Raw genomic sequence first — 24946 nt, forward strand, 5'->3', positions numbered from 1 at the left:
CTAATTCAAGGCTTGACTGTCCATCGCAACACCCATGGCGTGCATCCCTTTATCGACATAGACGGTTGTCCCAGTAATGGCTCCAGCAAGAGGCGAAGAAAGGAATGCTGCCGTATTTCCTACATCTTCTGAAGTCATTTCATCTGTCAACGGTGCATTGGCACATGCATACTTGATCATTCCATCGATAAAGCCGATCGCTTTAGCTGCTCGGCTTCTTAATGGACCTGCTGAAATCGTATTCACTCGGATTTTCCACTTGCGGCCTGCTTCCCAGGAAAGGATGCGTGTATCGCTCTCAAGCGCAGCTTTTGCAGAACTCATGCCACCGCCGTATCCAGGCACTGCGCGCTCGGAGGCAAAATAGGTGAGGGAAATTGCTGAGCCGCCTGCATTCATGATCGGGCCCAGATGTTGCAGTAAACTAATGTAGGAGTAAGAGGAAGAACTAAGCGCTGCTAGATAACCATTGCGGGAAGTCTCAAGAAGAGGTTTGTGTACCTCTGGGCCATTGGCAAGAGAGTGGATGAGAATATCAATTGATCCGAAATCGTTGTTAATCGCTTCCGCTACCTCTGCGATGGTGTAGCCTTCTGCATCTTTGTAACGCTTGTTTTCTTTCACTTCTTCCGGCACATCTTCAGGAGAATCGAAGCTTGCGTCGAGCGGGTAGACTTTGGAGATCTGCATAAGCGAACCATCGCTTAAGCGGCGGGATGCATCGAATTTTCCTTTCTCAAGACTAGTCAGGAAAATTTTCATTAAAGGAGTCCATGTGCCAATAAGGATTTCTGCGCCCGCTTCCGCTAGCGCCTTGGCAATTGCCCACCCATATCCCTGATCATCTCCAATACCGGCGACAAAAGCTCGTTTACCTTTTAAATTAATTGACAACATGACTTTAACTTGTCCTTATTTAAAAATTTAGATAAAGTATACTTTACCACGGACATACAATTATTTGATATTTAAAAAATGAAGTTTATGCAAGGTAAATACTTGCGGATTTTTCTGTTCGTGTTTGCGGTTTCCGTTGCTTTGTATGGAGGGGGCCGCCTTTGGTTTCACTTTACAGATGGATTTCGCATTGCCCATATTACCTCCAACTTTAAGCCAGACCCTAGATGGGAAATTCGAAAGCTGAATCTCGAAGAGGAAAAAGAGGTAGAGGCAGCTCTTTCTCAATCTTACATTTATTTGGGGAAAGGGTGCCAGTCTTACGCTTTTGAAAGCGAAGACGGACATTATGTATTAAAATTTCTAAAATATAAGCGCTATAGGCCGCAGTTTTATTTCTACTTATTCACGTTCTTTCCTGAATTCCAGAAGTATCTTGATAGAAAAATCGAAGAAAAGAAAAAGTTATTAGATGTTTTGTTCACCAGCTGGAGCATTTGCTTTGATCACTTGCCGCAAGAGACTGCAATGGTCTATTTGCATTTAAACAAGTCTAACCATCTAAATAAGCGGATTGTCATTCGAGATAAAATTGGAAGAGAGCATCAACTGGAAATGGATAACATGGAATTTATGATCCAAAGAAAGGGGGAGATGCTTTGCCCAGCAATCGATCGGATGATGGCAGAAGGGAGAGCGGAAGAAACAAAAAAAATGCTGTCGGGGTTGTTTCAAATTATCTTGAACGAATACCGTAAAGGATTAGCGGATATGGATTATGCATTGATGCAAAACACGGCTGTGGTAGATCAAAAAGCGTTTCAGTTGGATATCGGACAGTTTGTTGCTGATCCGATGGTTTCCAATCCCGATTTTTATTATCAGGAAATATTCAATAAGTATGACAAGTTCCGTAAATGGCTGGGTAAAAACCATCCATCTCTTGTAGAACACGTGAACAACGAGCTTGTTCAGGAGATGGGAGAGAAATTTCACACAATGCGATATATGCCGAATCCTAATCAATTTTGAGCACAATTTTACCCTGCGTATGCTGGGTCTTGATTTGCTCCCAGGCTTTGGCATATTCATCCAAAGGCAACTCCTTGATACTGGGAGGTACGACTTTCCCTTCGTCGATTAAGCGGCCAATCTCTCTAAGCTGGGAACCATCAGGTCTAACAAAGGTAAAAATGCCTCTGATTCCGTGTTCGGAGCACTTTTCAGGATCCGGTCGGTTGACAATACTTACCAGGCATCCTCCTTTTTTAACGATCGCGTAGCTTTGCTCAAGTGTGTCATATCCGGCGCAGTCAAACACGACATCGACCCCTTCAGGCTCCAGCGATCGTACAGCTTCGGCAAACGGCTGGTTTTTATAATCGATCGCAACATCTGCACCTAATTGCTTCGCATAATCGTGGTGATTAGCGCTTGCCGTCGTATAGACTTTAGTACCGGCATGCTTGGCAAACTGCAGCCCCATGCTGCCAACTCCTCCCGCTCCTGCGTGGATCAGCACGGTCTGCCCTTTTTGTAAACGGGCGTCGTCAAAAAGCGCTTGCCAGGCAGTTAGAGCAACAAGAGGAATAGAAGCGGCTTGTGCGGAATTCAATGTCTTTGGCATCGGGGCCACATGCTCTGCGTCGAAACAGACGTATTCAGCGTACGTTCCCCACTGCACGGTGGGTTTGCGGCAGTATGCAAAGACTTTGTCGCCGACTTTAAAGGCATCGACTCCATCACCTATGGCAGATACTGTTCCAGAGGCATCCCAACCGGGAATTAGAGGAAATGCATGAGGGAGCAGCTTATTGAGATATCCTTCGCAAATTTTCCAATCGACTGGGTTGACAGCAGCGTGAGAGATCTTGATTTGCACCTCTTTTGCTTGAGGTTGGGGAATTGGAAGGTTTTCTTTGGAAGTTTCTTCAATGCCGCCAAATTTATTGATTGTTACAGCTTTCATCTTGTCATTCCTCATGTTATTCTATAGGATTAAATGATAATGAATTTATTTATCAAGGATTGTCATGCTAGAGATTAAAACAGATTGTGCTCCAAAAGCTTTGGGTCCTTATTCTCAAGGAATTAAGGTGGGAAATTTTCTATTTGTTTCGGGACAGGTTCCCCTTGATCCGCAGACTGGAAATCTTGTAGAGGGGGGGATTGCCAAGCAAGTGACGCAAGTCATAGACAATCTCGAGTCTGTGTTGAAAGCTGGAGGGGCGGATCTATCAAAAGTTGTTCGAGTGGATATTTTTTTAACAGATTTGAGCAACGATTTTCCCATTGTCAACGAGATTTACTCCAGCCGTTTCATCGGTTCTGTAAAGCCTGCGCGGCAGACTGTTGAAGTCGGCAAACTTCCGGCGGAAGCCCTTGTAGAGATGTCTTGTGTCGCTTATTCGGAGGAAGCATGAAACAGGCGCTGGTTATCTTTTTGTTGAGCATGGTTGTTGGGCCTCTTTTCTCACAGGAAGAGGGCGAGGTGCGCGTTGCGTTGGTTGGAGACGGAATCGGCCAAGGCTCTGAAGGGGTTGATGCGGAATCCTTTGCGAGATTATTGGCAAAAGTTGCTGAACAGAAGCCGAATGTTGTTTTTTTCTTGGGAAACCTCGTCGATGGGCTTGAGCAGTCCACAGCTCCAGAGAGCATTAAAAAACTGAAAAACCATCTTGAACAGTTTACTCGTTTGACGGACACATATCTTGGAAAACAAGTTAAAATCTATCCTGTCATCGGAAACCATACCTTTGTCAATACACAAGCTGCGCAGTTATTCAAAGAGCATTTCAAAATTAAAGATACTGCTCCTCTCGAATCTTACCAATGGGCTTATGCGGTGAATATTGAACAGACTCAGTTTATTGTACTGGCAAGCGGCTTATTTGAGAGGAAATATCGCGGCTATCGTCAAGAAGTCCTCACGATGCCGCTTCTCGACTGGCTTGAAAAGGAGTTGCGCACGAATGCCGATTCGATCCGCTACCGTTTTGTGATCGGACACATGCCGGCATTTTCTTCTCGTGCTACAGAAGGTATTTACAGTGGGTTGGACAAAGATCTTGAACGGAGAGATGCGTTTTGGCAGGTGTTGAAGAACAATGACGCACTCGGTTATTTTGCTTCCCATGAGCCCTTATATGATCGTTTGAACCGCGACGGTGTTTGGCAGATCATTTCAGGAGGTGCAGGAATGATGGAGAACGGAGATGGCTCAAGCTCTGTCTTTCAGCATTTTATCTTAATCTCAATCCCGAAAAACAAAGCGAAAAATCCGGTGCTTGAATCGATCGATATCAAAGGGAAAATTTGGGATGAATTTGAGATTGTACCTCTCGACAAGCCTGTGCATCAATTAAGAATTTCGAATAGAGGGTAGTGTAAAGAAATGAAAAAATTTTGGATTTGTGCTCTTTTGCTTTTGGTTTCGCAATTGCAGGTCTTAGATGCTGTTTTAGTCGGTATTGCCGGAGGAACAGGCTCCGGAAAAACAACGCTGGCCACAAAGCTCAGTTTGTATTTCGGCACAGAAGCTGTGTTGATCTCCCAGGATTGTTACTATAAAGATTTATCCCACTTGTCTACCGAAGAGCGGGCTTTTGTCAATTTCGACCATCCGGATTCTTTGGATTTAGAGCTGATGCTTGAGCATCTTAGCGCATTGAAACAAGGAAATTCCGTTGTCATCCCTTCTTATGATTTTACAACGCATACGCGGGTGGATCAGGTAAAAATTGTCGATCCGGCATCTCTGATTATTGTGGAGGGAATTTTGCTATTAGCTGTCCCAGAGATCAGAGAACTCTTCGATCTTAAAATTTTTATCGATACCGATGATGATATTCGCATTCTCAGAAGGTTGGAAAGAGATCTGCTTGAAAGGGGCAGAAATTTCGATAGTGTCAAAAATCAGTACTTATCAACAGTTAAGCCAATGCATCACCAATTCGTCGAACCTAGTAAAAACCAGGCGGATGTCGTGATTTGGGGAACTAATGAAAATTTTGATGTCGCTACCGGGCTCATTTCGGGTTACTTAAAAAAATTATGAATCTTGACGATTTGAACATTTGCAGTTGAACTTGTTGTAAAGCCAAGCAAGAACAAAGAGTCCAATGGATCCATTCAAGAATCCATAAACTAGGCCTAAGAAAGCTCCTCCAAAGGTGATGCTATATCCTGGGTAGAGATCGGCAAGCAATGCCGACCACATTGACGCGTATCCTGTATACATGCAGATGAAAGTAAAGATGAAGACGAAAGCGCCGAATAATAGGCCTCCGGCTAAACCAAGTGCCTTTGAATTGATCATTGTTTGATCCTCCTAATCAATTTGATAAACGATGGTGACGCCGGCAGACATTTCGACATCGCCTGCGGCAATAGGTGTATTTTCCGCAGCCATTGCTTTCATCATGAACTGCCGCGGCGCTCCAATTTGCGAGCTGTCAATAGAGATTGCAGTGATTTTAATCAGCTGGACATCTGCTGCTTGGCTTAGCGACTTCGCATCTTCAATAGCATTTTTAGTAGCAGCTCGGATGAGAGCGTCGCGATGCTTTTGCGGATCGCTTATCTGAAACTGAATGTGGTTAATGGAGTTTGCTCCAGCGCTTGCCGCTGCATCGATAAAAGTACCTGCCTTATCTATTTGATCTGTGGTTACATCAAGTGAGTTGCGCACTTCAAATCCAATGATTTCCGGAGACCAGTCGGAGGCCGCATCGCGAGGACGCGGGCTATAGAGAGGGTTGATGGAAAAATCACCGGTTTGGTAGTTATTTTCGCCAAGGCCTGAATTTTCAAGAGCTTTGATCAGCTGATTCATCTGCGTGTTGTTTTTCAATAGCGCCTCTTTGGCGTTTTTTCCCTGCGACACCACTCCCAGGCTAATGTTCAACTGATCAGCCGGCTGAGAAAGCACGGCATAGCCTCTTACACTTAAAGAAGGAAGCTCTTCTACGGCGGACAACAGAGTCGTTGCTGCCATGCTTAAAGCAATGATTAGATTGCGCATTACAAGATCCTTTTATTAATAACTGTATATATTTTTTTATTTATTTGCAAAGATCATTAAAAATATAAGTGGCAATTTATGCCGTTCTCAGACACAATTTGCACTCAAGAATAGAATTAAGGGAGTCTGTAATGGTTACGACAGATTATTTACACGAGCTGCTTGGCTCAGAAGCTGATGAACTGCTGAATTACACTTGCGAGAAGGTGGGAAAAGAGAGCATCAACGCTCCTGGACCGGACTGGTTAGACCGCGTGCATATGAACAGCGACAGGTCTCCTCGTGTTTTGCGGAATTTGGGAGAGCTTTTCAACCATGGCAGGCTTGCCGGCACCGGATATTTGTCGATTCTCCCCGTCGATCAGGGGATTGAGCATTCTGCAGGCGCCTCTTTTGCTCCCAACCCGATCTATTTTGATCCCGAAAATATCGTCAGATTTGCTATTGAAGCTGGTTGCAACGGAGTGGCATCGACAGTAGGGGTTTTGGGGAATGTTGCTCGTAAATATGCTCACAAGATCCCATTCATCGTCAAGCTTAACCACAACGAACTTCTTTCCTATCCCAATCAGTTCGATCAAATTTTATTTGCCAGCGTAGACCAGGCGTTTGAAATGGGGGCTGTGGCTGTCGGCGCGACCATCTATTATGGATCGCATGAAAGCCATCGCCAGATACAGGAGATTTCTCAGGCATTTAAGTATGCTCATGAGTTGGGAATGGGAACAATTCTCTGGTGCTACCTGCGCAATCCTGCTTTTAAAGTAAATGGTGTCGACTATCATGATAGCGCGGATTTGACAGGACAGGCAAATCACCTGGGAGCTACAATTGAAGCCGATATCGTTAAGCAGAAACTACCGACGAAGAATGGGGGGTATCAAGCGCTCAACCAGGAATCAAAATTCGGAAAATACAGCGAATTAATGTACAGGAATCTTCTGTCCGATCATCTAATCGATCTCTGTCGATACCAAGTCTTGAATAGTTTTAATGGCAGGGTGGGATTGATCAACTCCGGAGGGGCTTCGGGGAAAAATGATATGGTTGAAGCTGTGAAAACTGCAATCATCAATAAGCGTGCAGGCGGAATGGGATTAATCAGCGGAAGGAAGACGTTTCAAAAGCCTATGAATGAAGGGATTAAGCTCTTTCATGCCATCCAGGATGTATATCTCAATCCTGAGATTACTCTGGCTTAATTAACAATAGAGATCCTATTTTTAAGAATTTATTTTAATATAAATGTTTTTTTGATAGGATAATGATTAAGAGAGTATTGACAAAGCTTTGTCATAGCTCTCTAAAAAATTCAAAGGAGCATCGCTATGCGATTCATTTTCAATTTTATTTTTTTTGGATTGTTATTTTTTATCATCTACAAATTTTTACCGGAAACATTTGAAACATTGGTAGGTTGGGTAGATAAACTATATGACGTGCTTAGAGACGCGGTTGTTTGGGTCTTTGAAAAAGTGCAGTCAGTCGCTTCAAACTCTGGAAACGCTGCTTAAATCACTGAAAGCCTGTTTTGAAAAATTTTCGGTTTGAAACGGCAGCGCCTCCCGTATGCGGCTGCTCCCAGACGGGAGGAGGCAGTTTCAATGTTTCCAATAAATTTCCATAAAGCTCATTTTTTGTTGGATGGGCGTCCTCGACTAGATGATAAATCCCTGTCAGACGATGATGGACGCTCCAGATAATCCCTTTTGTAATGAGCGGCAAAGAGCTGTGATTTGTGGGAGAGTCTCTACCCGTCATCGTTTTCCCAGAAAATCTGCGTGCTCGGTCGATGATCTTTCTTCCGGGTCCATAGATTCCTCCCAACCTTAGAATACAGATGCTGACCATTGGGCTTGCAGCTCTGAGATAGCAATTTTCTGTAGCGATCAATATTTTTCCATTTTCACTGTCAGCAAGAAGGGGGCTTGATTCATCAATTGTAGCTCCGTTGTGGTTCCCGCAAACAGAGGTGCTGCTGGTGTATAAAAGATAAAAAGATCGGGAGCGGTCAGAGAGCGCTTGTGTGATCCCTTCGGCTGTTTCCAGATAGGTTTCTGTGTATTGATTCCAGTGATTTGGAGCAGCGCAGATGATAGCAAAGTCTGCCTCTTTGATGAGTTCAGCGACTTTTTTTCGGTCGCTTCCCTTAACGACTTCAACGCGTGGAGTCAGTTTTCGCAGTTCAGCAACTTTTTCCTCTTTTGTCGTAGTTGCGATTAAAGAGTCTTGTTTATTCGGCCATTCTTTGATGCATGCGCATCCTACATAACCAGCTCCAAAAATGATTCCATTCATGCCTAATGATTCCAATGAATACAGTCGGCCAGATGATCATTAACGAGGCCGACTGCCTGCATGTAAGCGTAGATGATCGTTGAGCCGACAAAGCTCATTCCGCGCTTTTTTAAATCTTTTGAAATTGCATCGCTGATGGGAGTTGTTGTCGGGACATCTTGCATCGATTTCCATTTATTGACGATCGGCTTGTTATTGACAAATTTCCATAGATATCGATCGAATGAGCCGAATTCTTTTTGGATCTCTAGAAACACGCATGCGTTTTTTCTGGCTGCGGAAATTTTCAGTCGATTGCGGATGATGCGTTGATCGCTTTTCAATTGATCCAGCTCCTGATCATTCATCGCTGCCACTTTCACAGGATCGAAATTGTGAAAGGCTTCCCGGTATCCCTTTCTGCGTTTTAAGATTGTTTCCCAGCTTAGGCCAGCTTGCGCTCCTTCCAGGATAAGCATTTCAAACAAGCGTGTGTCGTCATGGACAGGGATTCCCCATTCTTTGTCGTGATATTCAGCGTAAAATTCTTTATCCGGTCCGTTTCCGAAGCATCTTTTCATGATTCAACATCCATTCTTTGCGGTGAATTCCTCCTCCGTATCCTCCCAGCTTTCCATTCGCATTGATCACGCGGTGGCAAGGGATAATGATTGCTAATTGGTTTGATCCGTTCGCTTGCGCCACAGCCCGCGATCCTGTCGGTTTGCCGATAGCTTCGGCAACTTCTCGATACGAGCGCGTTTCTCCTGTAGGAATGCGGCAAAGTTCTTCCCATACACATCTCTGGAAGGGAGTGCCCATCATTTGAATAGGAGTGTTAAAATCACTGCATTTTCCTGAGAAATAGAGGGAAAGTTCTTTTTCGATTGAATGGATCGGCTTTGTTTTTCCCTGAATAATTTTACTATTTGTGTGTTTTTTGAGTTGTTCAATTTTTCGTTCCAGTTTTTTTCTCTCGGTAAACTCGAGAAGGCAAAGAGCGTTTTCATCTGCAATAGCCAGCATCGTCCCCAAGGGAGAGTCTATCCATGAGGAGTGAAAAATTTTGGCCGCTGATGTTTTTGAAGGCGGGGAGTTCATCATCTTTGAAAGCGAGTCGATGAATTTCGAGTTGGCAGGTAGTTGCGTTTGAATCATTTTTCCTCTTTTAATTTCTTCCCTATTATGCAGATTTCAACGATTAATCGCCTTTAAAAAATAGAAATAGAAATTCCTTGTCAAAAAAAGATTTTTGAAGTTATACCGAATCAACTTCAAGATTCGGTATATACCGGTCATTATTGGAAAATGAATTTTATAGCTAAAAATTTACTTTAAGGAAGTTTTGTGATGAAAAGAGATCGCCCAGCCACTACAAATGATGCTGGAGCTTTTGTGCCTAGCGATGAGTATTCTCTCACTGTCGGACCTGATGGGCCTATTTTACTGCAAGACCACTACCTTATCGAGCAGATGGCTAATTTTAATCGGGAGAAAATTCCCGAGCGTCAGCCGCATGCCAAAGGATCTGGAGCTTTTGGCTATTTTGAGGTGACTCAAGATGTCAGTGCTTACACCAAAGCTTCTGTGTTTCAGCCAGGGCAGAAAACCGATACGTTGATTCGATTCTCAACTGTTGCAGGGGAGCAAGGCTCTCCGGACACTTGGCGCGATCCACGCGGTTTTGCTTTGAAGTTCTACACAGAAGAGGGAATTTACGATATTGTTGGAAACAATACTCCCATATTTTTCATTCGAGATCCTATGAAATTTCAACATTTCATTCGATCTCAAAAACGGCGTGCGGACAGCGGTTTGCGCGATCACGATATGCAATGGGATTTTTGGACGCTTTCTCCAGAGTCTGCACATCAAGTGACATGGTTGATGGGAGATCGAGGAATTCCGAAGACATACAGGCATATGAATGGTTATTCAAGCCATGCCTACATGTGGGCAAATGCAAAAGGGAAGCGTTTCTTTATAAAATACCATTTTAAAACAGATCAGGGCATCGATTTCTTAACTCAAGAAGAGGCAGACCGTTTAGCCGGTGTTGACGGCGATTTTCACCGCCGCGATTTATTTGAGGCGATCAAAGGGGGAGATTATCCTACTTGGACTTTGAAAGTGCAGATCATGCCTTTTGAAGAGGCTGCAACCTATCGGATTAATCCATTTGATTTGACTAAAGTTTGGCCTCATGGCGATTATCCTTTGCACGAAGTTGGCAGACTAACGCTTAATCGCAATCCTGTAGATTTTCACACAGAAATTGAGCAGGCAGCCTTTGAGCCAAGTAATTTGGTGCCGGGAGTTGGACCTAGCCCTGATAAAATGCTTCTTGCACGTCTTTTTTCCTATGCGGATGCCCACCGTGCCCGTTTAGGGGTCAATTATAAGCAGATACCTGTTAATCAGCCAAAAGTTCCAGTCCATAGCTATAGCAAGGATGGAGCGATGCGTATTCAAAATGTATCCGATCCTGTGTATGCTCCAAATTCCAAAGGAGGTCCTAAAGCCGACGGTCAACACTATCCTCAAGTAGAAGTGTGGAATGCAAGCGGAGAATTTGTGCATGCTGCATACACTAAACGGAGAGACGATGACGATTGGAGCCAGGCAGGTGATCTTGTGCGTCATGTGATGGATGATGCGCAGCGTGATCGACTTGTTTCAAATGTTGCCGGGCACATTAAGCAGGGAGTATCAGAGCCGGTTTTGCAAAGAGTTTTTGAATATTGGTGCAATATAGACAAAGAGATCGGAGAGCGAATCAAAAAAGCAGCAGGCTGTTCCAGCTAATTATTTATACCGAATCGACTTCAAGAACCGGTTTTTGACGTCGATTGGGTATATAGTCATGGTGTTTCAAACAGCAAGCTTTATCTGAAAGTTATCATTAATTCGTGATTTCAATAGTTCTATATTTTTTGAAAAAAAATTCTAACGGCATCGAAAAACAGATCTGATGATTCGTAAAAGCGATTATAAAGCGTTTTTTCCCTCATGATTTCCCATAGCTCAATATTACGCAGAGTCTATTTCTTTTCTGAGATCCTAATTGCTCTACTATATGTTTCAAACGGAACCACTTCTTGGAGTTGATTTTTTATATATTTATTTTTTCAAATTAAAATTTAATTGAATTTTAGGAAGAGATATGATCAAAAGTTGTGTTTGAGATAAAAAGAGCGTACCCTATGAAATTTTGAAATCAAAAACAAATTTTACAGGAGATACGCTCATGAAAGATGATGTCATTTTTTTGGATAAATTTCACGCAACAAGTGAAATGAAGAGTTTTCTGGAACAAACTTTGAGGGAGGGAGCTCGCTTTTTGCTTCAACAGGCTGTTGAAAACGAAGTCAATGAATACCTTGAATCGATGAGTAGCAGGACGAACTCAGAAGGAAGAAAACAATTTGTCCGCAACGGCTACCTCCCTGAAAGAGAAGTACAAACAGGAATCGGACCGATATCAGTGAAGCAACCTAGAATTCGAAACAGAGAAGAGAGCTCTGAAGGGTACTCAAGCGCAATTCTTCCGAAATATCTAAGGAGGGTGCCATCTCTTGATGCGGTGATTCCAGCTCTTTACCTCAGGGGGATTTCTACAAGCAATTTCCAGGATGCACTTGAAGCGATCATGGGCAAGGATGCGAAAGGATTATCCGCAGCTAACATCACTCGTTTAAAACAATCTTGGGAGCAGGAATACAAAGACTGGAACAAGCGCTCTCTTGAAGGAAAGCGCTACGCTTACATCTGGGTAGATGGGATCTATTTCAATGTTCGTCTTGGAGATGACCGAATTTGCTTTCTCGTGATTCTTGGCGCTCTTCCTAATGGTAAAAAGGAACTTGTGGCGATCCACAATGGTTATAGAGAGAGCAAAATTTCCTGGACAGAGGTATTGGAGAGTTTGAAGCGGCGCGGGCTGTGTACAGCTCCTGAGCTTGCGATAGGAAATGGTGCGCTTGGATTTTGGTCGGCAATAGAGGAAGTTTTTCCGAAGACAAAGCAGCAGCGGTGTTGGGTGCATAAAACGGCCAATGTGCTCGATAAAATGCCCAAAAGTATTCAAGTGAATGCGAAAAAGGCCATTCATGAAATTTATATGGCCCCTACCAAAGAAGATGGACTGGCGGCGTTTGAGGTGTTTTTAAAAACATACCGAGACAAATACCCCAAAGCCTGTGCTTGTCTTGAGAAGGATAAGGCGCAACTGTTTACCTTCTACAATTTTCCGGCGATCCATTGGCAGCACGTCAGGACAACTAACCCGATTGAATCGACTTTTGCAACAATAAGACACCGGACAAGGCAAACCAAAGGCTGCGGTTCAGTGGCTGCCACTTTGACAATGGTATTCAAGCTGGCTACTACAGCCGAGAAAAAATGGAGAAAACTCAAGGGTTGTGAAATGATTGAAAAAGTAATCAACGGAGTGGTCTTTAAAGATGGAGAAGAGGTTCTGGAAAAAGAAAAAGTAGCTTAAAAGAATTTTTAAATTAGGGTGCGTTTAAGAATTCCAAACACAACATTTGAAAATATCTCATTTTAGACTATCTGAGAAAGATACTTTTTTGTAGTATTCTACTCATTTGAAGTTTTCAGGAGTTCGTATGAGATTATTTTCCTTTTTGTTAGCATTAAATTTAGTATTTTCCGAAGCTTACTCGAATCATGTTTCTGTTCCTAATCAAGAAATTATTTCCAAACAATTTGCTGCTAGATTTTGGAATCCTTTACCGGATTCGATTGTTGAAAGGATAACGGGAAACTCATGGAACACTGATTGCCCTATACCTCTTGAAGATTTGGCTTATATTCAAGTAACGCATTGGAATAATGAGGGTGAAGTTTGTATAGGAGAGCTTATCTATCACAAAAATTTAGCTTTAGAAATTATAGAAATATTTCAGGAGCTTTTTGAGGCTAATTTTCCAATAAATAAGATGATTTTAATCGATAATTATAGATCGAATGATGAACTATCTATGGAAGATAATAATTCATCTGCTTTTTGTTCGCGTTCAATAACAGGTAAACCTGGTGTTTTTTCAAAACACAGTTATGGTGGGGCTATTGATATTAATCCTTTATTAAATCCTTATGTTAAAGGAAATGTTATTTTGCCTAAAGGAAGTGAAATTTATCTGGATAGAAGTTTGGAAGCACCTGGATTAATTCATGAAGGAGATGTTTGTTATCGAGCTTTTATTAAAAGGGGATACACCTGGGGAGGTCATTGGATTTCTCTTAAGGATTATCAGCATTTTGAAAAAGATCCATTACAATAAGGTAAATTTTACTTAAAATTATAACCTGTGATTGTGACCTAATCTCGTTTATCACGTGATTTAGTGATTCAGATGTGCATTTACGTCCCGAAGAGTAAGCTCTATGAGCTTACCAAGGGAGATAAATTTCTTAGATGGATTGCTAAAATCACTTGATAAACGATCAACTCAATGGAAATGATAGATTAATCATATACGCGAGAATAAAGAAAATAATTTTCAGGCAAAATCCGACTTCTGTTCTTGCTCGAATATTCCTTGGACGCAGATTGCTACCGAAACTTGCCTTAGAGGTCATTAGTTTGGTTCAGATGCGTAGAAGGGATTTGAAGAGTAAGGGTAATCCCTTACCGAAAATCAATTCTTAGCAGATGAATCGAAATAATGACCTCTAAGGCAAGGAAGCGTAATATTTTCCATTTCGTTAAAGGAGAATATTCATGGAAATGTATGCAACCACCGTTTACGTAATTGCCGATGAAGTGCTTCGAATTCTAAATTTAAAAGATGACAGTCAATCAAGAATGTCCAATGCAGAAATCATCACCTGTAGTGCTACCCGTTAATCAAGCAAAAACTAAGAGAGTTTTCGCCCCCCTGATACAGGAATTTTCGAAGCTCTCAGATTGCAGTAAATGCTGCCTTTCAGCTCGCTAACGCTCGGCATTGACCGCAATCTGATTTCTCCTTCAATGCTTCCTATCAGGGGCGCTCGCATTAAGCAGCCTCACATTTATAATAATGTTTTTCCATTTCATTTGGAGATCGGTATTTCAAAGTAGAGTGCAGGTAATCGGAATTGTATTTCAGAACCCAACTTTGCAATTCTTTTGAGAGTTCTTCTGAAGACCTCCATTCTTTTAGCCATAAAAGCTCCTCTTTCATGGTGCGCATGAATCGCTCGGTCTCTGCATTTCCCTTTGGATTGTTGTAGCTTGTGTAAATTTGCTCTACATCTACTTTTGAGCAGTAACGCATATAAGCCTCTGAAGTGGGCTGACATCCGTTATCTGAGACAAGTTTTAGTCCTTTGCCACGGGCCCCTTCTGGAAATTGCGTGTTAAGCGCCCGGTCTAATGCTTCTAGCCAGTCTATTGACTTAGAGCGCCTTCCAGACTTCAACCCCACAATTTTTTTCGTGTACCAGTCAAGTACAACTGTTATGTAAGTCCAGCCATCGCCTTCGACAAAAACTTTTGTCATGTCTGTTCCCCATATCTGATTAGGTTTTTCCGCCTTGGGCTTCGGTCGATGATGTCTATCAGCAGTTTTAGGCCTCATTTTTTTGGCGCAAAGAAGATTTCGCTCTTTCATAATTCGATAAATGCGTTTCAAATTGCACGGTATTCCATCTCTATAACGCAAACTTGCCCATACTCGCCTGTAACCCCAAAAGGGGTGCTCCATTTTTATCTGAGCAATTCTTTCGGCGAGGACATCATCGATTTTTCTTCTTATCTCAGGACGTTTTCTCTTCACAGATACCACTCCTCGTCGTTTTTTTTTAACTCGAGAGTAAGATCTGCAACCACTTGTTTCAAACGATTGTTTTGCTTCTGAAGACGTGCTTCCTTTTGGTCTGATTTTCCTTTTTCAAACGCTCGGCTCGCATTGTTTAGAAAACAGTCCTTCCATTGGTAGAACTGAGCCTGACTTATTTCGTATTCAGTGCAAATTTCGGCAAGGGGACGACCCTTTAATCCTTCCAATACAATTTTTGTTTTTAATTCAGGAGTCCATTTTCTTCGTTTCATGAGTAAAACCCTATAGTTTAGATAGTTATTTTACTCTCTTAGCACCTTTTATGTCTTAACGGGGAGCAGTATACACCTTTGCCATATGTACGGAAAGTTCTTTTCAGGAAACTTCAGAATGGGAAGATATATGTTCAAGAAACTTGGATTATTTCCAAATATATTGAGCAATAGCAGGTTAAATCGTAGAATTCACAAAATACCCAGTAATTGCTGGGATGCTATTTTCAGGTTTTTGTCCTTCCTTGCAATCAAGTCATCCGATACCTGTTACTTTGCAGTCGATAGCTTTCCGGTCACTTACTGTCAAAAAAACCGCATTGATAAAAGAAAGCGGTTTTTAGATCGGAAATATATTGGCTTTGCAGCCTCAAAGAAACGATATTTCTGCGGCATCCAAGTTCATATGGTTGTTACGAATCAGGGACGTCCGGTTGAAATGCATTTTAAACCAGGTGCAGAAAGTGATCTCAATGCCCTATGGCAGATGGAGCTGGATATTCCAGAACATTCGATTCTTTATGCTGATGGGGCATATAACTGTTTCGACTTGGAAGACATACTCTTTGAACAAAACATCATATTATTAGCAAAACGTGGAAATAAAGCAAAAAATAGGGTGCGCTCAATTAGCGAAGAACGTTCGATCAGCAGCAAAAGACAAATCGTTGAGACTGCATTTAACTCAATTACGACACTCTTTCCAAGAAATATCAAGGCGAGTACGGAGAGGGGATTTTTAACAAAAATCATTTGCTTTGTTATAGCCTATAGCACCTCGTTCCTGTGTCCGATGAAGCTCATTTAGAACGGATTGAAACGCACCATCTACAGCTCTAACCATCTCGGTAAGGGATTACCCTTACTCTTCGATGCTTAAAACTGTATCTGGCACCTTTCAATCCGTTCTAAATGAGGTTTCGGTAGCAATCTGCGTCTTGGCATCCTACTTGTGATATTACTAAAAACTGTTTCTATTTTGTTTCTTTCAGACCGCAGCTTTTTCTCTATTTTCGGTGGTAGTCCTAAACATGTAATGCTCAAATCAAAATTCGTTTGACACTGATGGAAATTTAAAGTTTCATATTCAGCCATAACAGCTGGAGAAATGAAATGAACCCATCGTGCCCTAAATGCGAGTCAACCGCGGTAAAAAAGAATGGACATATCCACAATGGAAAACAAAATCATCGTTGCCTTGTTTGCGGCCGCCAATTTGTTCTAGACCCCCAACAAAAAATTATTACAGATCAAACTAAAAGTGAGGTCTGTCAAGCACTTCTGGAAAGAGTTTCTTTAGAAGGCTTCTGTAGAATTTTCAGTGTGGGTATGCCCTGGTTATTGAGCTTTATACAACAGATAATTTATGAGTTGCCCGACGATTTAAACGCTACTGTGGTCAAGGATTATAAGGATTTTGAAGTGGCAATTATAGAGCTTGATGAACAGTGGAGTTATGTCGGAAATAAGAAAAATCAGCAATGGCTTTGGTTGGCGTTCCATTTGGCTAGCAGGCAGGTTTTGGCAATGCATGTAGGAAAAAGGGATAAGAGAGCTGCCGAAGCATTATTAGCAAAACTTCCTGAGGATTTAAAAAAAAAGCCTTCTTTTACTCTGATAGGTTCTCTGTGTACTACGAAGTCCTTCCTTGGAAGCAACACCAGGCAGTCGGAAAAAATTCAGGAAAAACGAGTTACATTGAAAGATTTAACAACACCTTGAGGCAAAGATGTTCGAGGCTGGTTAGGAAAACCCTGTCATTTTCAAAAAAATTAGCCAACCACATTGGTATGATTCAGTATTTCATTTGTGATTACAACAAAAGGATGGCATTACATGTTTAGGACTACCCCTTTTTTGCCATCGAATTTCTCGATTCCAGGCTCGTTGGTCTTCATGGTGAGGTCCTCTTTGTTCTATTGCTGAGGATTGCTGTGCAGAATCTGGGTTTTGGCAATTTTTCAGCAGGTTCAACAAAATTTATTTAAAATCGTAAACTCTGCTGAGAGAATAGTTTGAGAAGGAAATGAAAATCGGAAGAGGAGGGATTCGAACCCCCGGACCCTTGCAGGTCTTCTGTTTTCAAGTCCGAGGACTTCTACAATTTCTCAACAACTACCATGTGCCTACAACAGAGTTTTAGAGAAGGGCTTTGTTGTATATTGACGCTGATATTCGTCTGCACTTGAGGATGAGTGTGCCAAATTTGTGCATAAAGCACAAGCTGTGTTTGCTAGACGTTAGCAGTAGGTTCGGTGACTTGATCTGAGTTTTGATTCATTAAAACGGAAATTTTTTCACACAAATTGTGTATGAGGGTATCAATAGGTGGATTTTTTCGTTTGGTTTGTGGTGATTCCCAAAAATATGGTTTGTCTAGTTCTTTTATACAAATTTTTTCTACCACTTCTCCCGCAATCCGAGAAAGGTGGATGACTAGAAGCAAAATATTTAGCGTAGCTTGAGACCTTTCCGGATTAAAAGGTTTTAGGTGGGATAATAAACCGTCTCTGTTCACCCACTGCCGGACAATTAATTCCTGCATTGAATGATGCGAAATTTTTGAAAGAATTCCATAAAGTTGACCAATTTCGTGGGTAGAATAATGATTTTTAGCAAATCCGACGGAGTTTGAGGCTTGGTGTTTACCATTATAAAGACGTTCCAGAATTTTATCGTCTTCACTCGAATGAATTACACAACATATGTCTTCAAGTATCATTCTGAGATTGTTATGCACAGTACGATCTTGCCCTCTTTCTGCTGAGTCTAAGCAGCAGCAGCAATCAGACAAAGAATTTCGTATGATAAGGATTAAATAAAGATCTTTTTCATTATTGATAGCTTTATCTGTCTGTATACCGTTTATTATTCGAAAATAAATTTGACATCTCCTAAAACTGCATCTTAGGGGGTGGCGGGAGCCCCCATTGCTCGGAATCTATCTCCAACTCGAGATCTAAAACAACTCCCTAAAGTGCTCCCAGGATCTAGACCCGATAAAGTACGGAAAAACCCAAAAATTGCTTGACGGAACTCATAGAAATCCGAGTAGTACGTATTATAAACCACTGTTTCTTTCATCCACTTCCACAGTCGTTCGATTGGGTTCAAGTTTGGGCTATAGGGAGGGAGAAAGTGGAGTTGAATTTTAGAATTTTTTAGATATTTTGTAACCTCCCGGTTCCGATAATATGGGGCATTATCACAGAAAACGTGTATCCGGGTTTTCCCTGAATAATGTTGTTCAAGAGACTGAAAAAAGCGGATAGTCGCATCAGCATTTAACGTTTTGTCCTCTTGAAGAAATACTTTGTAAGATAGGATATCAATGGAACCGGTCAAATTAAGTCTGGATCTACCTGTATTTGCAGGTATCAGTTTGTCTACACCTTTTTTAATCCATCCATATCCAAGTTGAACGTTGTGAGTAGGGTGAACACCGTCCGTGAAGCAAATCGTTTCATCACCAGGAAGATTTGCCTTGAATTTTGCATATGCGTCGATCCATTTCTGCTGTTCATCTTTGTCGGCTTTTCCTGGCACAAGCTTGGGTTTTTTGTAAGAAAATCCATGTCTTTTAAGCCAAGATGTCATTCCTGGTATCGAATAATGATGGCCAAATCTCACGTTCACATATGCAACAATGCTGGTAACGTGGAGATAGGTGTATTCAAGCAAGTGCTTCTCGAGTTCACTGGATTCTGAATCAGAAAGCTTTTCCATGCTGCCGCCACCTTCAGGCCGTAATTTTTTATGGCTCTGATATTCTTTGATATGATTACGAATAGCACCCTCAGAGAGTAGCAGAGCTTCGGCAATCTCCGGAAAGGTCCACCCTTTATCGTAAAGCAGTATTGCCTTAATACGATCGCAAATACGTCGATCTCTTTCGAATCGATGTTGTGCCTGAAGTTGTTCTCTTTCTTGTTTTGTGAGAAATTGCATGCTAACAGCATGCTGGGAAGTCGATTTAGCAACAAGTAAAATTTTCATTCATGAACGGTATAAACAGCGATCAGTTACTCTTGAGCAGATTTGGACTATTTCCCATACGCCGTCAAATATTTTTCCAAAATGAAGTTGTAATTCATTGGAATAATTTTCAGCCATTTTTTTGAACTGAGTGCGCATATTATTGGTGGGAGATTCTGCCATTTTTAGATAAGACCTTTCTTAAGAAAAAAGCGATTATATCGATTAAAAATCTTCATTGTCAAAGAAAAAGTGTTTGTTAATAAATATTTAAAAACAAGTGTTGTTTGAAATTTTTTATCTTTTAGATCTCGATAAAACACTGTCTGTTCGAGGTAGGCAGAATTATATCTTAGGTAAAAGTTCTTTTAGAGGGCACCCTAATGCCTTTGAAAGGGAACATAGGGAGGTCAAGGAAGGGTTTCTTTCCGCGCGCTCTATGCCTCCGATGTAATTAACGTGGAAACCCGCTCTTTCAGCTAATTGTTCTTGAGTAAGGGGGATAGAGTGACGCATATTTCTCACTTTGGCAGCAAAATCAACAAGAATGGGATCCTTTTTTTTCTTTAACGTCATATCTTTTACCCTTAAATCGTCAAGGGTATCTCGATCGCTAAAGCAAATACACACACGATAGTGTTGAAAAAATACACGATGGTAGTTATTATCTACGATCCTGTCTTCAGCAGCCATGTTGAAGATAGATAAACCCGGCACGGTTCGGCGGGGTTCGGCACGGCTGCGCGAGGCGTGGTGTGGTGTGGCATAGGCATGGCAAGGATTTTTTTACAGGAAAAAATATGGCGTTATTAAAGGCAAAAATATCAATTAAGGGTAAACGCCCTTTATTATTCCATCGTTTTTCGGTGGATTCGATTCCTCTTGAGCGCCAGGAGCGAACAGGAGTTGCAGGCAACAATCCAGAGGAATGGAAAAATACCGTTCTTAAAACACAAGACAACCAGTTATATCTAGAGTCGTCATACATTTTTGGCTGTTTAAGAGATGGCGGTAAACACATTAAATCCGGGCGAGGCACGCTTCAAGCAAAAGTTGCTTCAACATTAGTGGTCCTGGAAGAAATTATTTTGTTAGATCAATATTTACCCTCTGAAGAATTGTTGACCCAAGATAAAACTCAACCAGTTTACCTTGATATACGAGGGGTAAAAAACCCAAATTCAAAAGGTAGTATGCATATCCGTTATCGGGTAGCAGCTGCCCCGGGGTGGAGCACATCATTTAGTATAGAGTGGGAAAATACTTTAATCTCTCGCAATGAGATGACGAGCATTTTAAATAGTGCCGGTTCCTTTGTTGGACTCGGAGATGGAAGAAGTATTGGATTTGGCCGGTTTGAAGTCACTAAATTCAAAGTTCAAACCCAGTGACAACTTTTCCGATAGAAGGTATAATCTATGCCAAAAAAGCGGCAACCAAACGAAATCTGGCAAATTACAAGGGTCAAGGTTCTAGAGCGCGATGAATATCGGTGTCAGAGGTGTTTGACTTCCCTTACAGTCAAAACCGCTCATATCGACCATATCATCTCGGGTAAACGAGGTAGTAACCATCTGAGTAATTTGAGAGCTCTGTGCCGGCGTTGCCATGTTCTGCGCGCAGATAGTCGACATCGTGGAATGATAGCCTCCGCACTTCGTGACGGCATTATCGACGTTAATTGGAGAGACGAGGTTTGGGATAATTAAGGTATCAAGGTGATTTTATGGACTTAGACAAAAAATATGAAGAAAGAGAGAAAGAAAGACAACTTCAAAAAATAATTGAAAAAAGGAAGTCTTTCAAAACTGTTGCCTACATATTAACCCTTCTCTTTATTGGGTTTGCATTTCTCCTGGGATTTTTGCCTATATATTCAGTTTGGGCTGAGCGTCTTTCGGGAGAAGCCGAGCTTGCAAGAGCAGAATCTAACAGACAGATTAGAATTCTTGAGGCTCGAGCTGAACAGGAAGCCGCAAAATCTCTAGCAGAAGCGGAAGTTATCAGAGCGGAAGGTGTAGCGAAAGCCAATAAGATAATCGGTGACTCTCTCGAAAATAATGAAGGATACCTCAGATATCTTTGGATACAGGGCCTACAAACAAATCAACAGCAGGTTGTATATATTCCGACTGAAGCTAATCTTCCAATCTTAGAAGCAAACCGGATAAATAAGAATAATTAAAATGGGAATAGAGAAAATATTATGACAATTAGTTTATCCGACCTTTTAACAAAAGAGCCTCCTTTTTATAAAAGAGTAATCAAGAGAAAAAATCACTATGCTGAACATAATTCAGACATACCTTCCAGGTACAATGCAATTCCTACCGGATTTTCTGATATTGATCAACTGTGTGGTTTAGTTGAGCATGGTGTTAATGTAATTGCTTCCGTCCCAGCAATGGGAAAAACAGCTTTAAGCATTAATATTGCATTAAATATAGCAAGTTTAAAAAAGTCTGGCTTATTAAAAGATATCAACAAAATCAAATACTTCAATTTCGAATCAACAAAAGAACAGTTTATTTTAAGATTACTTTCTAACAAATCTGATATTGAATCAGATAAGATAATAAAAGGAATTTTGGATAAAGATGAAATAATTGAGATCGAAAATGCAGTAGAGGATCTCCAAGCATTGGATTTTGAAGTTTTACAAGAACTTCCTCGAAATGAAGAAGATGTTTTAGAATATTTGGATCAAACTTGTAACGAAGGAGATGTAATCTTTTTAGATTACCTCAATTTGATTGTTAATAATATTAGATCTGAACCGTATACGAGCGGTGTTGACTTTATTAGACATTTAAAGCTATTGGCTATAAATAGAAAAGTTACTTTTGTAATATTAAGTCAATTAAATAAAAAAGTCGATGAAAGGCCGGGGCACCGTCCTATGATGCAAGACCTTCCTTATGGAGTACTTTCAAATCATGCGGACCTCATCATGTTTCTTCTCAGAAGAGAATACTATGATCCAATGGACAAACCGGGAATGGCAGAGATCATAATCGGAAAAAACAGGAATGGGTGCTTGGGATGCGTTAATTTAGTTTTCCGAAAAGAAATTTCACAATTTTGCAACTACATCCCTATCAATACTTTCGAATGAATTAATATTTTTACTTTATGAATTTAATGAATTTTATATATTTAATGGTTTCATTTCTAATATTAATTAGACTTTTCAGGGTATTGAAAAATAAATAATATTTAGTTTTTTTATATGAATTTTTTAATAATCAATTTATTATATTTATTTATTCTAATTTGCGTTGCAATAGTTTTTTTTGTTCTCTCAAAGATATTTGCTGCGATTTATGGACTCGCTATGCTGCCATTTCTTGCGGTAGGCAATCTCATTGACCGAGTTGAGTCGGAAAAAATTAGAGTTCCCCTTCTAGTTGGATTCAGCTCCATCTCTAAGATTTTGAGCTATTACTTCATTTGTATCTGGCCTGCGCTTGTGGTGTATTTATTCAGCACACCGAATATACCGAATTTTCTGACACTTCCTTGGTTAGGTGCTTGGTGTTGGTTTGGGGTAGCTATTACAGCCTTTTTGGTGGCAGGACTAATTGATTTAGTCACACTTTCTGCGTTTATCCTTTTTTGTTATAATCCTGTTTTAATCGAAAGGGTTTATAATTGGGTGCCATTCTTTTAGAATCATAACCCATTGAGTTGATGCTCCCTTAGAACTTTCCATTGATCCGCCGTCAATCCTTTATCGCCAAGCTTGTTAAAACTTACCGCCAACATCCGAAAGGCATCCGCTCCATGGCTGGCGAAATTGTGGAGTGGACGGCTTGACCAGCAACCATGACGATCATTCCATTCTTTCTTGTAATTCTCGAGAGCTTTGATCCCTGATAAGCATTTGCCTTCATTGAACCAACAACGATTAAAAATATTACGCACGGCATCGATTCCTTCGATCAGATCAATCTTAGGGGCTATGGTGAAGGACACGCCATGATTGCGCGCCACCTCAACCCTTGAGAGCCCTGTGCTGTACTCGTGAACCGCTGCATCATGAGGGACAATATGTTTGCCATAAACATAAGGCTTGCTCTTTACGATCTGAAGATAATGTGTAAGAGGCTCTCCGCTGTTTTCATAGTACTCAAGCAAATGGATCTCTTGCCCGCAGACTTGATACCACCAGATTGCCGTGGAGTCATTATACCCCAGATCCCACGCGGTATGAACAGGTACGTTGGCATCATAATAGACATTTCTAATACGCCCATGCTGCCGAGCTTCGACAATTTGCCGGCCATAATACAGGCCTTCATTGGACACCTCAAATGCTTCTTCAGGAGTGCTAGGAAACTCCCGCTTCATATCCTCACCCTGAGTCTCGGATCGCTTGATATACCATGCTTTTTGTTCCGGAGACAAGGAACGTCCCAGAATCCCCTCTAATCGGCTAAAATACCTCTGCATATGGGACGGTAGCTCCAAGGTCTGAGAATCGATTTTGTACGCTTGATGCCCATGCCATGGGAAGAAATGAAACCGGAAGTCAAGGGAGGTTAATTTCTTCCCTGAGTCTTGAGCTGCCTGCGCTTCTTTGCACATCTCGTAAAAATATCCCTCTCGCCCCTCGGCAGTTGATTCAATGAAGATATATTGCCCCGGTGCAATTGCATTTAAAGACCCCGTGATGATCTCCCTGGCTTTTTCTGGATACTTGGCGCAGATCTTCCCAAACTCGCTGATATGAAGATATTGAAGGGTGCTAGAGCGCATGGAGGTCCCAACTCGCAAAGTTGACCCATTGCTCAATTGAAGCTCTCTTGCGTTATCTGTGTTAGCCCGGCGAAGGGATTTGATCTCTGGAGGCAAGTGGTCGTAAGCAAACTTCACTCGTCTGAAAAGTATCTCAGCATCTTCTCTGGTATGAGCAATAATGCCGGCATGTTGGTTGCTGTTGAAAAGACAACGATCCAAAAATAAAAGACCGATAAATGTGCTGATACCGAGCTGTCTTGCCTTCAAAATCAAGTTGCAGTACCACATCTCCTGATAGAGTTTTTCTTGCGCCCAGTTGGGTTTAAACAGTTTCAGTGATCCCGTCTTATCAATGATCCAATAAAGATGACTGAGCCTCCATACGGGATCGCTGAGAAGCTTTTCTGCCTCTTTAACATCCTGGGTTGTCATCCACTAAATCCTTGGTAGAGCCATCGATTTTATGCATGAGAAGCGTGAGCGGGTTTGAGACATCGCCGCTTAATTGCTGCTTGTCCGACCAACTGGAAAGGTTGGCCATGGCAAACTTGGCGAAGTTGGCATTAAGTTTATTAAACAAGGCCCCCTCAACGATTTTACATTCCTGCCATTCCTTGGCGAACAAGTACGCTCGCTTGAAGACTTCGCTCTTTTTTGCAAACCTGGCTAACTCGTCAGGTGAGTAGCCTCGCTCCAAGGCAAAACGTTTAAAGTAGATATTCCTGGGTTTGGAAAACCAGTGAACAAAAGCAATGGCTTCTTGTTCGATGAATTCATCGGTGTATTTACTTGGTGCTGGTCCGCTGTTCCCGACCGCATATTGATTTCCTTTTGGTGCTGGCATAAAACCTCCTTTGTTCACGCACTTTTTAACCATTTTTCCCTTATGTTTATTTCTGAAAAAACCGTAAATATGTTATTTACAATGACTTAAGATGTTTTGTTCAGGCGATGTTCATTTCAATGTTCAAGAA

The 24946-nt window shown here is 41.5% G+C and carries 28 protein-coding genes and 2 pseudogenes; 16 read left to right on the plus strand and 14 right to left on the minus strand.

From position 1 onward, the window contains the following. Positions 1-897: an enoyl-[acyl-carrier-protein] reductase gene (locus WCW_RS03075; RefSeq protein WP_013181731.1), complete on the minus strand. Its 897-nt coding sequence runs from the start codon at positions 895-897 to the stop codon at positions 1-3. Between the two features lie 78 nt (positions 898-975). Between WCW_RS03075 and WCW_RS03080 the strand changes: the two genes are divergently transcribed. After that, positions 976-1929: a hypothetical protein gene (locus tag WCW_RS03080; protein ID WP_013181732.1), complete on the plus strand. Its 954-nt coding sequence runs from the start codon at positions 976-978 to the stop codon at positions 1927-1929. Here WCW_RS03080 and WCW_RS03085 read toward each other — a convergent pair. After that, a complete protein-coding gene (locus tag WCW_RS03085) occupies positions 1916-2866 on the minus strand; it encodes an NADP-dependent oxidoreductase (protein ID WP_013181733.1) in 951 nt (316 codons plus the stop codon). The genes WCW_RS03080 and WCW_RS03085 overlap by 14 nt on opposite strands. Positions 2867-2930: 64 nt before the next feature. Between WCW_RS03085 and WCW_RS03090 the strand changes: the two genes are divergently transcribed. From WCW_RS03090 to udk, 3 genes are read left to right on the plus strand one after another with little or no spacing between them, the layout of a single operon-like run. After that, positions 2931-3320 carry a Rid family detoxifying hydrolase gene (locus WCW_RS03090; RefSeq protein WP_013181734.1) on the plus strand — a complete coding sequence of 130 codons (390 nt, stop codon included), beginning with the start codon at positions 2931-2933 and terminating at the stop codon, positions 3318-3320. Then, positions 3317-4282 (plus strand): metallophosphoesterase family protein, encoded by a 966-nt coding sequence (locus tag WCW_RS03095; RefSeq protein WP_013181735.1) that lies wholly within the window; start codon positions 3317-3319, stop codon positions 4280-4282. The genes WCW_RS03090 and WCW_RS03095 overlap by 4 nt, the downstream gene beginning before the upstream one ends. Before the next feature lie 9 nt (positions 4283-4291). Continuing rightward, positions 4292-4954: a uridine kinase gene (gene udk / locus WCW_RS03100; protein ID WP_013181736.1), complete on the plus strand. Its 663-nt coding sequence runs from the start codon at positions 4292-4294 to the stop codon at positions 4952-4954. Here udk and WCW_RS03105 read toward each other — a convergent pair. Next, the gene (locus WCW_RS03105; RefSeq protein ID WP_013181737.1) at positions 4949-5215 is read right to left on the minus strand and encodes a bacteriophage holin; all 267 of its coding nucleotides are present in this window, start codon (positions 5213-5215) and stop codon (positions 4949-4951) included. The genes udk and WCW_RS03105 overlap by 6 nt on opposite strands. 12 nt (positions 5216-5227) lie before the next feature. Then, entirely contained in the window at positions 5228-5920 is a 693-nt protein-coding gene (locus tag WCW_RS03110; protein WP_013181738.1) for an SIMPL domain-containing protein, read from the minus strand. 131 nt (positions 5921-6051) lie between these two features. Here WCW_RS03110 and WCW_RS03115 point away from each other — a divergent pair, with 131 nt between their 5' ends. Both WCW_RS03115 and WCW_RS03120 read left to right on the plus strand, forming a co-directional pair. Then, on the plus strand, positions 6052-7122 hold the full coding sequence (locus WCW_RS03115) for a class I fructose-bisphosphate aldolase (protein ID WP_013181739.1): 1071 nt from the start codon (positions 6052-6054) through the stop codon (positions 7120-7122). Positions 7123-7248: 126 nt separating this feature from the next. Then, positions 7249-7434 (plus strand): hypothetical protein, encoded by a 186-nt coding sequence (locus tag WCW_RS03120; protein ID WP_013181740.1) that lies wholly within the window; start codon positions 7249-7251, stop codon positions 7432-7434. A 1-nt stretch (position 7435) separates the two neighbouring features. On the opposite strand, the gene WCW_RS03125 is transcribed toward WCW_RS03120, so the two are convergent. From WCW_RS03125 to WCW_RS03135, 3 genes are read right to left on the minus strand one after another with little or no spacing between them, the layout of a single operon-like run. Further along, complete coding sequence (locus tag WCW_RS03125) at positions 7436-8218, minus strand: NAD-dependent epimerase/dehydratase family protein (RefSeq protein ID WP_013181741.1); 783 nt, start codon at positions 8216-8218, stop codon at positions 7436-7438. 2 nt (positions 8219-8220) lie between these two features. Continuing rightward, the gene (locus WCW_RS03130) at positions 8221-8778 is read right to left on the minus strand and encodes a DNA-3-methyladenine glycosylase I (RefSeq protein ID WP_013181742.1); all 558 of its coding nucleotides are present in this window, start codon (positions 8776-8778) and stop codon (positions 8221-8223) included. Beyond that, positions 8747-9355, minus strand: coding sequence for a methylated-DNA--[protein]-cysteine S-methyltransferase (locus tag WCW_RS03135; RefSeq protein WP_013181743.1), 609 nt, complete (start codon positions 9353-9355; stop codon positions 8747-8749). Before WCW_RS03135 ends, WCW_RS03130 begins: the two co-directional genes overlap by 32 nt. Positions 9356-9547: 192 nt before the next feature. Here WCW_RS03135 and WCW_RS03140 point away from each other — a divergent pair, with 192 nt between their 5' ends. From WCW_RS03140 to WCW_RS10515, 4 genes and pseudogenes are all read left to right on the plus strand, one after another. Then, a complete protein-coding gene (locus WCW_RS03140) occupies positions 9548-11002 on the plus strand; it encodes a catalase (protein ID WP_013181744.1) in 1455 nt (484 codons plus the stop codon). 442 nt (positions 11003-11444) lie between these two features. Beyond that, positions 11445-12698, plus strand: a complete 1254-nt coding sequence (locus WCW_RS03145; protein WP_013181745.1) for an IS256 family transposase — start codon at positions 11445-11447, stop codon at positions 12696-12698. A 127-nt stretch (positions 12699-12825) separates the two neighbouring features. Then, positions 12826-13503 carry a M15 family metallopeptidase gene (locus WCW_RS03150; RefSeq protein WP_013181746.1) on the plus strand — a complete coding sequence of 226 codons (678 nt, stop codon included), beginning with the start codon at positions 12826-12828 and terminating at the stop codon, positions 13501-13503. Positions 13504-13943: 440 nt separating this feature from the next. Then, a pseudogene (locus tag WCW_RS10515) lies at positions 13944-14051 on the plus strand (IS982 family transposase); the annotation flags it as partial. A gap of 169 nt (positions 14052-14220) precedes the next feature. Here WCW_RS10515 and WCW_RS03155 read toward each other — a convergent pair. Beyond that, entirely contained in the window at positions 14221-14982 is a 762-nt protein-coding gene (locus WCW_RS03155; protein ID WP_013181286.1) for an IS3 family transposase, read from the minus strand. Then, positions 14979-15257: a transposase gene (locus tag WCW_RS03160; RefSeq protein WP_013181641.1), complete on the minus strand. Its 279-nt coding sequence runs from the start codon at positions 15255-15257 to the stop codon at positions 14979-14981. Before WCW_RS03160 ends, WCW_RS03155 begins: the two co-directional genes overlap by 4 nt. 68 nt (positions 15258-15325) lie before the next feature. Here WCW_RS03160 and WCW_RS03165 point away from each other — a divergent pair. Next, positions 15326-16065 (plus strand): annotated as a pseudogene (locus tag WCW_RS03165) (IS982 family transposase); the annotation flags it as partial. Between the two features lie 305 nt (positions 16066-16370). Continuing rightward, a protein-coding gene (locus WCW_RS03170; protein ID WP_420805048.1) for an IS1 family transposase occupies positions 16371-17101 on the plus strand; the annotation gives its coding sequence in 2 pieces (ribosomal slippage) (positions 16371-16842 and positions 16842-17101; 732 coding nt in all). A 389-nt stretch (positions 17102-17490) separates the two neighbouring features. Here WCW_RS03170 and WCW_RS03175 read toward each other — a convergent pair. The 3 genes from WCW_RS03175 to WCW_RS03185 form a co-directional block, all read right to left on the minus strand. Beyond that, entirely contained in the window at positions 17491-17979 is a 489-nt protein-coding gene (locus WCW_RS03175) for a hypothetical protein (protein WP_041941493.1), read from the minus strand. A 185-nt stretch (positions 17980-18164) separates the two neighbouring features. Continuing rightward, complete coding sequence (locus WCW_RS03180) at positions 18165-19253, minus strand: IS630 family transposase (RefSeq protein WP_013181751.1); 1089 nt, start codon at positions 19251-19253, stop codon at positions 18165-18167. A 324-nt stretch (positions 19254-19577) separates the two neighbouring features. Further along, positions 19578-19925, minus strand: coding sequence for a helix-turn-helix domain-containing protein (locus WCW_RS03185; RefSeq protein WP_211259912.1), 348 nt, complete (start codon positions 19923-19925; stop codon positions 19578-19580). Positions 19926-20032: 107 nt separating this feature from the next. Between WCW_RS03185 and WCW_RS03190 the strand changes: the two genes are divergently transcribed. The 4 genes from WCW_RS03190 to WCW_RS03205 are packed head-to-tail and all read left to right on the plus strand — an operon-like array spanning position 20033 to position 22347. After that, positions 20033-20623, plus strand: coding sequence for a hypothetical protein (locus WCW_RS03190; protein WP_013181753.1), 591 nt, complete (start codon positions 20033-20035; stop codon positions 20621-20623). 27 nt (positions 20624-20650) lie between these two features. Continuing rightward, the gene (locus WCW_RS10520; RefSeq protein WP_013181754.1) at positions 20651-20941 is read left to right on the plus strand and encodes an HNH endonuclease; all 291 of its coding nucleotides are present in this window, start codon (positions 20651-20653) and stop codon (positions 20939-20941) included. 17 nt (positions 20942-20958) lie between these two features. Beyond that, entirely contained in the window at positions 20959-21417 is a 459-nt protein-coding gene (locus WCW_RS03200; RefSeq protein WP_013181755.1) for an SPFH domain-containing protein, read from the plus strand. Between the two features lie 21 nt (positions 21418-21438). Continuing rightward, entirely contained in the window at positions 21439-22347 is a 909-nt protein-coding gene (locus tag WCW_RS03205; protein ID WP_013181756.1) for a DnaB-like helicase C-terminal domain-containing protein, read from the plus strand. A gap of 557 nt (positions 22348-22904) precedes the next feature. Here WCW_RS03205 and WCW_RS03215 read toward each other — a convergent pair. Together WCW_RS03215 and WCW_RS03220 are read right to left on the minus strand one after the other, a co-directional pair. Then, on the minus strand, positions 22905-24404 hold the full coding sequence (locus WCW_RS03215; RefSeq protein WP_013181758.1) for a terminase large subunit: 1500 nt from the start codon (positions 24402-24404) through the stop codon (positions 22905-22907). After that, on the minus strand, positions 24385-24816 hold the full coding sequence (locus WCW_RS03220; protein WP_041941494.1) for a hypothetical protein: 432 nt from the start codon (positions 24814-24816) through the stop codon (positions 24385-24387). The genes WCW_RS03215 and WCW_RS03220 overlap by 20 nt, the downstream gene beginning before the upstream one ends. Positions 24817-24946: the final 130 nt, after the last annotated feature.

The organism is Waddlia chondrophila WSU 86-1044 (genome assembly GCF_000092785.1).
GTDB lineage: Bacteria > Chlamydiota > Chlamydiia > Chlamydiales > Waddliaceae > Waddlia > Waddlia chondrophila.

Bases quoted from the DNA above. Each gene is read 5' to 3' on its own strand.
- WCW_RS03075 (WP_013181731.1), bottom strand. From the start codon at position 897: ATGTTGTCAATTAATTTAAAAGGTAAACGAGCTTTTGTCGCCGGTATT.
- WCW_RS03080 (WP_013181732.1), top strand. From the start codon at position 976: ATGAAGTTTATGCAAGGTAAATACTTGCGGATTTTTCTGTTCGTGTTT.
- WCW_RS03085 (WP_013181733.1), bottom strand. From the start codon at position 2,866: ATGAAAGCTGTAACAATCAATAAATTTGGCGGCATTGAAGAAACTTCC.
- WCW_RS03090 (WP_013181734.1), top strand. From the start codon at position 2,931: ATGCTAGAGATTAAAACAGATTGTGCTCCAAAAGCTTTGGGTCCTTAT.
- WCW_RS03095 (WP_013181735.1), top strand. From the start codon at position 3,317: ATGAAACAGGCGCTGGTTATCTTTTTGTTGAGCATGGTTGTTGGGCCT.
- udk (WP_013181736.1), top strand. From the start codon at position 4,292: ATGAAAAAATTTTGGATTTGTGCTCTTTTGCTTTTGGTTTCGCAATTG.
- WCW_RS03105 (WP_013181737.1), bottom strand. From the start codon at position 5,215: ATGATCAATTCAAAGGCACTTGGTTTAGCCGGAGGCCTATTATTCGGC.
- WCW_RS03110 (WP_013181738.1), bottom strand. From the start codon at position 5,920: ATGCGCAATCTAATCATTGCTTTAAGCATGGCAGCAACGACTCTGTTG.
- WCW_RS03115 (WP_013181739.1), top strand. From the start codon at position 6,052: ATGGTTACGACAGATTATTTACACGAGCTGCTTGGCTCAGAAGCTGAT.
- WCW_RS03120 (WP_013181740.1), top strand. From the start codon at position 7,249: ATGCGATTCATTTTCAATTTTATTTTTTTTGGATTGTTATTTTTTATC.
- WCW_RS03125 (WP_013181741.1), bottom strand. From the start codon at position 8,218: ATGAATGGAATCATTTTTGGAGCTGGTTATGTAGGATGCGCATGCATC.
- WCW_RS03130 (WP_013181742.1), bottom strand. From the start codon at position 8,778: ATGAAAAGATGCTTCGGAAACGGACCGGATAAAGAATTTTACGCTGAA.
- WCW_RS03135 (WP_013181743.1), bottom strand. From the start codon at position 9,355: ATGATTCAAACGCAACTACCTGCCAACTCGAAATTCATCGACTCGCTT.
- WCW_RS03140 (WP_013181744.1), top strand. From the start codon at position 9,548: ATGAAAAGAGATCGCCCAGCCACTACAAATGATGCTGGAGCTTTTGTG.
- WCW_RS03145 (WP_013181745.1), top strand. From the start codon at position 11,445: ATGAAAGATGATGTCATTTTTTTGGATAAATTTCACGCAACAAGTGAA.
- WCW_RS03150 (WP_013181746.1), top strand. From the start codon at position 12,826: ATGAGATTATTTTCCTTTTTGTTAGCATTAAATTTAGTATTTTCCGAA.
- WCW_RS03160 (WP_013181641.1), bottom strand. From the start codon at position 15,257: ATGAAACGAAGAAAATGGACTCCTGAATTAAAAACAAAAATTGTATTG.
- WCW_RS03175 (WP_041941493.1), bottom strand. From the start codon at position 17,979: ATGATACTTGAAGACATATGTTGTGTAATTCATTCGAGTGAAGACGAT.
- WCW_RS03180 (WP_013181751.1), bottom strand. From the start codon at position 19,253: ATGAAAATTTTACTTGTTGCTAAATCGACTTCCCAGCATGCTGTTAGC.
- WCW_RS03185 (WP_211259912.1), bottom strand. From the start codon at position 19,925: ATGGCTGCTGAAGACAGGATCGTAGATAATAACTACCATCGTGTATTT.
- WCW_RS03190 (WP_013181753.1), top strand. From the start codon at position 20,033: ATGGCGTTATTAAAGGCAAAAATATCAATTAAGGGTAAACGCCCTTTA.
- WCW_RS10520 (WP_013181754.1), top strand. From the start codon at position 20,651: ATGCCAAAAAAGCGGCAACCAAACGAAATCTGGCAAATTACAAGGGTC.
- WCW_RS03200 (WP_013181755.1), top strand. From the start codon at position 20,959: ATGGACTTAGACAAAAAATATGAAGAAAGAGAGAAAGAAAGACAACTT.
- WCW_RS03205 (WP_013181756.1), top strand. From the start codon at position 21,439: ATGACAATTAGTTTATCCGACCTTTTAACAAAAGAGCCTCCTTTTTAT.
- WCW_RS03215 (WP_013181758.1), bottom strand. From the start codon at position 24,404: ATGACAACCCAGGATGTTAAAGAGGCAGAAAAGCTTCTCAGCGATCCC.
- WCW_RS03220 (WP_041941494.1), bottom strand. From the start codon at position 24,816: ATGCCAGCACCAAAAGGAAATCAATATGCGGTCGGGAACAGCGGACCA.